Below are 7,668 nucleotides of genomic sequence, written 5' to 3' on the forward strand. Positions count from 1 at the left end.
CATGCGCCCGACCGACGAATCGGAACGGGCCGTGAACATTGACGATGTTCTGTAAGTGTTCCTTCCTAATGTCAACTTAACGGCGTCGCTTCACCACGCGCGTCCAGTTGAATCAGGCGGCCAGCAGCTTGCGCGTCGCTTCCTCGACGTCGGCCTGACGCATCAGGCTCTCGCCGACCAGAATGGCCTGGGCGTGGGCGGCGGAGACGCGCGCGACGTCGTCGGGGGTGAAGATGCCGCTCTCGGCGACCAGGAGGGCGCGCACGGGGCTGAGCATCGCCAGGCGTTCCGTCGTTTCCAGATCGACCTCGAACGTTCGCAGCGACCGGTTGTTGATCCCCACCAAATCCCCGCCGAGAGCGCAGGCGCGCGCCATTTCGGCCTCGTCGTGGGTTTCGATCAGGGCGTCCATGCCGAAGCGTTCGGCCTCGGCCAGCAGTTCGGCGGCCAGCCGATCGTCGATCATGGCCAGGATGATCAGGATGCAGTCGGCGCCGAGCGCCCGGCTCTCGGCGACCTGCCAGGGATCGACCAGGAAGTCCTTGCGCAGGCAGGGCAGGGCGGTCGCCGCACGGGCCTGGCCCAAATAGGCGTCGTCGCCCTGGAAACTGGGGCCGTCGGTCAGGACCGAAAGGCAGGACGCGCCGCCGGCCTCATAGGCCTTGGCGAGGGCTGGGGGATCGAAGTCGGGACGGATCAACCCCTTGGACGGGCTGGCCTTCTTGATCTCGGCGATCAGGGCGGGGCGGCCGGTGTCCTCGACCGTTCGATCCAGGGCGGCGCGGAAGCCGCGCGGGGCCGAGGCGGCCTGGGCCAGAGTCTCGATCGCGTCCTGAGAGGTCGCGGCCTTGCGGGCGGCGACGTCCTCGCGCTTGTAGGCGGCGATACGGTCCAGAACGTCGGTCATGGGGCGTCCTCCGTCTCCAGCGGGGTCGAGGTGATGCGGGCCAGCCGCTCCAGGGCCTGGGCGGCCCGGCCGTCGTCGACGGCGGCTGCGGCCAGGGCGGCGCCTTCGGCGAGATCCGTCGCCCGATCCGCGACCACGAGGGCGGCGGCGGCGTTCAGCAAGACGATGTCGCGATAGGGGCCCGTCTGGCCCGCCAGCAGGGCGCGCAGGGCGGCGGCGTTCTCCTCGGCGTCGCCGCCGCGAATGGCGTCGATGGAGGCGCGGGGCAGGCCGGCGTCCTCGGGCGTGACCTGGAAGCGGCGGACGGCGCCGTCCTTCCATTCCGCCACTTCGGTCGGGCCGGACGTCGCCAGTTCGTCCAGACCCTGGCCGTGGACGGTCCAGGCGCGGGTCGCGCCCAGCCGGCCCAGCACCTCGACCAGAGGCTCGAGCAGTCGGGGGTCATAGACGCCCATGACCTGGCGTCTGGCCTGGGCCGGGTTGGACAGGGGGCCCAGCAGATTGAAGACGGTGCGGAAACCGATCTCGGCCCGGACGGGGCCGACATGGCGCATGGCGCCGTGATAGGCGGGGGCGAACAGGAAGCAGATGCCGGCCTCGTCCAGCGCCTTGCGCTGCTGGGCCGGGCTGGCGGCCATGTTGACGCCCAGGATCGACAGGACGTCGGACGAGCCGGATTTCGAGGACATGGCCCGGTTGCCGTGCTTGGCGACCTTCAGGCCGGCGCCGGCCAGGACCAGGGCGGCGGCGGTGGAGATGTTGTAGGTGTGCTGGCCGTCGCCGCCGGTGCCGCAGGTGTCGATCACCTCATAGGGATGATCCAAGGTCAGGGCGGCCTCGCGCATGGCCTGGGCGAAGGCGGCGATCTCGTCCACCGTCTCCCCGCGAATCCGAAGGGCGGTGACGGCGGCGGCGACCTGGGACGGGGTCGGTTCGCCGCGCAGGCAGGCGGCGAAGAAGTCGTGCGCCTGTTCGGACGTCAGGGGGTGGCCCTCGACCAGTCGGGCGAGGATCGGCTTGAAACCATCGGCCATGGTCAGGCGGCCATGATCAGGCGGCCGCGAGGCGCTTCACGCCGGCGATCTGAAGGAAGTTGGCCAGCATGTCGTGGCCATGTTCTGTGGCGATGGATTCCGGGTGGAACTGCACGCCATGGATCGGGCGGCTGCGGTGCTGGAGCCCCATGATCTCGCCGTCGGCGGTCCAGGCGGTCACTTCCAGGCAGTCGGGCAGGGTTTCGCGCTTCACGGCCAGGGAATGATAGCGGGTGGCGGTGAAGGGCGTGGGCAGGCCGGCGAAGACGCTCTTGCCGTCGTGATGGATCGGCGAGGTCTTGCCGTGCATCAGGGTCTTGGCGCGGATCACGTCGCCGCCGAAGGCCTGGCCTATGGCCTGGTGGCCCAGGCAGACGCCCAGGATGGGCATGGAGGCCGGTGCGCTTTCGATCAGCGGCAGGCAGATGCCTGCCTGATCCGGCGCGCAGGGGCCGGGAGACAGCAGGACGGCGGCGGGGTTCAGCGCCCAGGCCTCGGCCGCCGTCAGGTCATCGTTGCGCACCACATGGGTCGGCGCGCCCAACTCCGCGAGGTAGTGGACGAGGTTGTAGGTAAAGCTGTCGTAGTTATCGACGACGAGGATCATGATCAGGCTTCTAGGCGTGACAGGCGTCCGCGCCAAGCATATGCGTCGCTAAAGCGCATCTTAACGGTCATGGGGGCAGGTGGAGGGGTGAAACTCGCCGCCGAACAAGACATCGCCGACAAGATCGCCGCCGCAAAGGCGAAGCTGGTCGTTGTCGAACCCAAACCGATCAGCCCCTATGCGGCGCTAGGCGCCGCCGCCCTGGCCGCTGCGGCCGCCGTGGTCATGGCCGGGGTGGTGGTGCTGGGGCCCGGCGTTCGTTTCGACCAAGCCCCGCCGACCTACACGCCCTAGCGGTTGCCGGTGCGGAAACGCCAGGCTTCTTCGGCGGCCCGCATGGGGGCGCGGGCCTTGTGCCGGGTCTCGGCGTATTCGGCGGCAGGATCGCTGTCGGCGACCACGCCGGCGCCGGCCTGGACGAAGATCCGGTCATCAGCGAACAGGGCGGTGCGCAGGGTGATGCAGATGTCCGCCTCGCCCCCGGCCGAAATATAGCCGACGCCGCCGCCGTAGCCGACGCCGCGCTTTTCGGCTTCCAGCTCGTCGATGATCTCCATCGCTCGGACCTTGGGCGCGCCTGACAGGGTGCCGGCGGGAAGGGCCGCCAGCAGGGTGTCGACGGCGTCCAGTTTCGGATCGGCCTTGCCGCGCACATTGGAGACGATGTGCATGACCTGGCTGTAGCGTTCGACGACGAAGCTTTCGGTCACCTCGACCGTGCCCGGCGCGGCGACGCGGCCGACGTCGTTGCGGCCCAGGTCCAGCAGCATCAGATGTTCGGCCCGCTCCTTCGGATCGGCCAGCAGCTCGGCCTCCAGGGCCTTATCCGCCTCGGGCGTGGCGCCGCGCATCCGGGTTCCGGCCAGTGGTCGGATGGTGACCTGGCCGTCCTTCAGCCGGACCAGGATCTCCGGGCTGGACCCGGCCAGCTGGAAGCCTTCGAAGTTCAGATAGAAGAGATAGGGCGACGGGTTCTGGCGACGCAGGGAGCGGTAGAAGGCGAACGAATCTTCGGTCCAGGGCGCCGAGAAACGGTGGCTGAGCACGACCTGAAAGATGTCGCCGGCGGCGATATAGTCCTTGGCCCGGGCCACCATCTGGCCGAAACCGGCCTCGTCCACGGGCGAGGCGAAGGTCGGGGCGGGCGTGGGCTGCGGCGCGGCGCGCACCGGCAAGGGCTCGCGCAGGCCCGTCTCGAAAGCGTCCAGCCTGGCGACAGCAGCGTCGAAGGCTTGCCGCGCGTCGCCGCCCGTGTCGGGATAGGCGGCGGAGACCAGGATGATCTCCTGGCCGACGGAATCGAAGATCGCCACCAGCGACGGTCGGGTCAGGACCGCATCGGGCAGGTTCAGCGGGTCGGGATTGGGTTCGCCCAGCGGCTCGAGCAGGCGCACCATGTCATAGCCGAAGACGCCGAACAGGCCGGCCGCCATCGGCGGCAGACCGTCGGGCAGGTCGAACTTGGAGGCGGCGATCAGGGCGCGCAGCGACTGAAGCGTGGGCAGGGGCTCGGGAATGAAGCGGCCTTCGGCGACGGCTGGACCGCGCGCCAGTTCCGCCGCGTTCGACCGACAGCGCCAGACCACGTCCGGGTCCAGGGTCAGGATCGAATAGCGGCCCTTGACGGCGCCGCCCTCGACCGATTCCAGCAGACAGGCGTAAGGCCGGTGGAGCCCCAGCTTCAGATAGGCCGAGACCGGGGTCTCCAGGTCGTCGATCACCCGACGCACGATCACCTGGGGCCGGCCGGCCCTGAGGCCGGCGGCGAAGGCGTCGAAATCAGGCTCGCTGTCCGCCTGCGTCATTGCGCCGGAGCGGCGGGCGCGGTCGGTTCGGCCGACAGGCCCAGGGCCTGACGTGCCAGGCCGACGTCATGCTTGGCCTTGGAGCGTTTGGCCGCCGCCGCCATCTCGGTCTGAACCATGGCCTGGACGATCTCCTGGGTGATGCGCGGGCGGGCCTGTTCGGCGAGCGGACCGGCGACCGCCGGATTGGCGGCGTGGATGTCATCGACCCGGCCGATCAGGACGCCGCCCTGTCCCGGTTGGGAGAAGACCTGGCCCTTGGACTGGCCGAACAGACCTTGCAGCACGCCCTGACCCAGGGCCTCCTGGGTGGCCTGATCACGGACGACGCCGGTGCGGACGGTCAGGGGGGCGTTGACGGAACGGGCCACGGCGGCGATGTCCTGGCCTTGGCGCACGCGACCGGCCAACTCCTCGGCCTTGGCGGCGAGGCGACGCGAAATCTCACGCTGTCTCCACTGGGCGGCCAGGGGCTCGCGCACCTCGGCCAGGGTCGGCAGGGCCGAGGGACGGATGTCGTTCAACCGGACCGCGAAATACTGGCCCTGGCCGGCGTCCACCACATCGCTTTCACCGCCCTTGGTCAGGGACCAGGCGGTTTCGAACAACTGCGGCGGGGCGTTCAGCGGCTGGCCGTTCGGCAGTTTGCCGTCCTGGGTGAAGGGCGGCAGGTCGACGATCCGCGCCCCGGCTTCACGCGCGGCGTCGGCCAGGCTCTTGCCGGCGGTTCGGGCGGCTTCGTACTTTTCGACCTTGGCGTAGGTCTGGCCCTTGATGTCCTCGGCGCGCAGTTCCTGAATGATCTGCTCGCGCGAACCCTCCAGGCTGGCGGGCTGACCGGGCTGGACCGCCGTCAGCTTGGCGACGGCGAAGCCCACGCCCGCCTGGACCGGGTCCGACACCTGGCCGGGCTGAAGGCCGAACACGGCTGCGGCCGTGGCGGCGTCGCCGATGGCGGAGCGCGGCGTGGCGTCGAACTGGGCCGGCTGGATGCTGTTGGCGCGGCCGACGTCTGCGGGCGACTGACCGGCGCGCAGGGCGGCGGCGATCTTCTGGGCCGCGTCGCGGCTGGGCGCCGTCAGGGTGACGAAGGTGCGGGTCTCGGGTTTGCCTAGGCTGTCCTTCTTGAATTCGAACCGCTCGCGGATCCGCTCTTCCGACACGGCCGGGGCGGCGCCGGGCTCCGGCGAGAACAGGACGACGGAGGCCATGCGGAACTCCGGCGCGCGCAGCCGGGCGGCGTTCTCCTGGATGAAGGCGTTCAACTGGGCGTCGGTCGGGGCGGGGATGTCGCCGGCCATCGCGGGGGTGATTTCGAACCAGCGGCCGTCGCGGCTCTCGAAGGCGGCGCCGGCCAGGAGGGCGCCGTAGATCCGGGGCGCACGGGCGCCGGCGAAGACGGCGGCGTTGAAATGTTCGGTCGCATATTGGTCGCGCAGGTCCTGTTCCAGCATGGCGGGAGTCAGGTTCTGCTGGGCCAGGGCGCTCTCATAGGCCTTCTGGTCGAACTGGCCCGTGACCGAGTTGAAGAAGGCCGGGATCTGGCGGATCTGTTTGACGATCAACTCCTTGCCGGGGCGGATGCCCGCCTTCCACGCCCAGTTGAGGAAGCCCAGCTGTTCGGTCTGGCTTTCCAGAAAGCGGACATGGATGTTTTCGGCGATCAGGTCCTCGTTCGTCACCGGACGACCGGCCTGCTGCTGAATGTTCTCGCGCACCCGTCCGAAGGCGGCCGAGAACTCGGCCTCGTTCATCGAACGGTCGCCGGCGTCGATGACGTGTTTCGGTCCCAGGTTGGCGAAGACGTCCATGCGCGCCCCCACGATCACGAAGCTGATCGCGATCAGGACGAGCAGGGCGGCGGCCCATTTGGAGCGCGAGAAGGCGCGGAAGGCGGTGATCATTCGTGGACCCGGAGACTTGCCGACGATGGCTTCGCTTCGGCGTATAGTCGGCCCGGGCGGGCCGCCGCAAGAACGGCTTGATGTCCAGATTGGGGCGCCCCTCTTGGCGCGGCGGTTTTCGCCCCCTAGACAGGGGCGATGAAACAATCCGTGAAGTTGATCGTCGGCAATTGGAAGATGCACGGCCTGACGGCCGCCCTGTCCGAAGCCGAGGCGCTGAAGACCGCCCTGTCCGCCACGCCGACCGAGGCCCGCGTGGCCCTGTGCCCCCCCGCCACCCTGGTTCATCAGATGAGCGCGGTTCTGAGCGGAAGCGCGATCGAGACCGGCGGGCAGGACTGTCATGACAAGCCGTCGGGCGCCTTCACCGGCTCGATCTCGGCGGAAATGCTGGCGGATGCGGGGGCCGGGCTGGTGATCCTGGGCCATTCCGAACGCCGGGCCGCCTTTGGAGAGACCGACGCCCAGGTGGCGGACAAGGTTCAGGCCGCCGTTGCGGCGGGACTGGAGCCGATCGTCTGCGTCGGCGAAACGCTGGAACAGAGACAGGCCGGCCAGGCCGTCGCGGTCGTCAGCGCCCAGGTGGCGGGCTCTCTGCCCCACGGACTGGCGGAGCGGACGTTTGCGGTGGCGTATGAGCCGGTCTGGGCGATCGGCAGCGGCCTGACCCCGAGCCTCGAACAGATCGCCGAGGTCCATGCGGCGATCCGCAGCGCCCTGATCGACCGGCTGGGCGAGGCGGCGCGCCGGGTCCCGATCCTGTACGGCGGTTCGGTCAAGCCGGACAATGCGGCCGATATTCTGGCGACGGCGGAGGTCGGCGGGGCCCTGGTCGGGGGCGCCTCGCTGAAGGCCGAAGACTTTCTTCCGATCATCCGCGCGGCCTGAACGACAAGGCCGCGCGGTCGGGCGCGGCTATAGGTTTGCCCCTGGGCGGCATCGGTGATAGAGGCCGCCGCTTGATCGGCGCAGCTGCGCGCCCACATGAATGACGCCATGCTCCAGACCATCCTGCTCGTCGCCATCATCCTGGTCGCCGTCTCCTTGACGGGCGTCGTTCTGCTGCAACGCTCGGAAGGCGGCGCCCTGGGCATGGGCGGCGGACCTTCGGGCTTCATGACCGCGCGCGGCGCGGGCAATCTGCTGACCAAGGTGACCTGGGTTCTGGCCGCCCTGCTGTTCGGCCTGACCATCATCCTGACCGTGGTCGGCAATATGGACCGCGCCTCCACCTCGGTGATCGACGCCGACGCCGTGGGTTCCCTGGCCACCACGCCCCGGCCCCAGCAACAACAGCCCGCCCAAGCCCAGCCGGCCGCTCCCGCCCAACCGTCGGCCCCGTCGCTGGACGATCTGGAAGCCAGCCTGCCGTCGGCGGCGCCGGCGCAGCAGCCGGCCCCCACCCCCGCCC

8 protein-coding genes are annotated in these 7,668 nt (G+C 69.7%); 3 read left to right on the forward strand and 5 right to left on the reverse strand.

The features are described from left to right. Positions 1-112: 112 nt before the first annotated feature. From trpC to AC07XS_RS12745, 3 genes are read right to left on the reverse strand one after another with little or no spacing between them, the layout of a single operon-like run. Complete coding sequence (gene trpC / locus AC07XS_RS12735) at positions 113-907, reverse strand: indole-3-glycerol phosphate synthase TrpC (protein WP_054765571.1); 795 nt, start codon at positions 905-907, stop codon at positions 113-115. Further along, a complete protein-coding gene (trpD, locus tag AC07XS_RS12740; protein ID WP_182714660.1) occupies positions 904-1,941 on the reverse strand; it encodes an anthranilate phosphoribosyltransferase in 1,038 nt (345 codons plus the stop codon). The genes trpC and trpD overlap by 4 nt, the downstream gene beginning before the upstream one ends. Positions 1,942-1,957: 16 nt before the next feature. Continuing rightward, the gene (locus AC07XS_RS12745) at positions 1,958-2,548 is read right to left on the reverse strand and encodes an aminodeoxychorismate/anthranilate synthase component II (protein ID WP_182714661.1); all 591 of its coding nucleotides are present in this window, start codon (positions 2,546-2,548) and stop codon (positions 1,958-1,960) included. A gap of 87 nt (positions 2,549-2,635) precedes the next feature. Here AC07XS_RS12745 and AC07XS_RS12750 point away from each other — a divergent pair, with 87 nt between their 5' ends. Next, positions 2,636-2,842 (forward strand): peptidoglycan-binding protein, encoded by a 207-nt coding sequence (locus AC07XS_RS12750; RefSeq protein ID WP_152950105.1) that lies wholly within the window; start codon positions 2,636-2,638, stop codon positions 2,840-2,842. Here AC07XS_RS12750 and trpE read toward each other — a convergent pair. Both trpE and AC07XS_RS12760 read right to left on the reverse strand, forming a co-directional pair. Then, entirely contained in the window at positions 2,839-4,353 is a 1,515-nt protein-coding gene (gene trpE, locus AC07XS_RS12755; protein ID WP_182714662.1) for an anthranilate synthase component I, read from the reverse strand. The genes AC07XS_RS12750 and trpE overlap by 4 nt on opposite strands. Continuing rightward, the gene (locus AC07XS_RS12760; protein ID WP_182714663.1) at positions 4,350-6,257 is read right to left on the reverse strand and encodes a peptidylprolyl isomerase; all 1,908 of its coding nucleotides are present in this window, start codon (positions 6,255-6,257) and stop codon (positions 4,350-4,352) included. The genes trpE and AC07XS_RS12760 overlap by 4 nt, the downstream gene beginning before the upstream one ends. Before the next feature lie 138 nt (positions 6,258-6,395). Here AC07XS_RS12760 and tpiA point away from each other — a divergent pair, with 138 nt between their 5' ends. Continuing rightward, positions 6,396-7,145 (forward strand): triose-phosphate isomerase, encoded by a 750-nt coding sequence (tpiA, locus tag AC07XS_RS12765; protein WP_182714664.1) that lies wholly within the window; start codon positions 6,396-6,398, stop codon positions 7,143-7,145. Between the two features lie 108 nt (positions 7,146-7,253). Beyond that, on the forward strand, positions 7,254-7,668 hold a 415-nt coding region (gene secG, locus AC07XS_RS12770; protein WP_321208111.1), incomplete at its 3' end, for a preprotein translocase subunit SecG.

Source organism: Brevundimonas sp. GW456-12-10-14-LB3 (assembly GCF_059424365.1).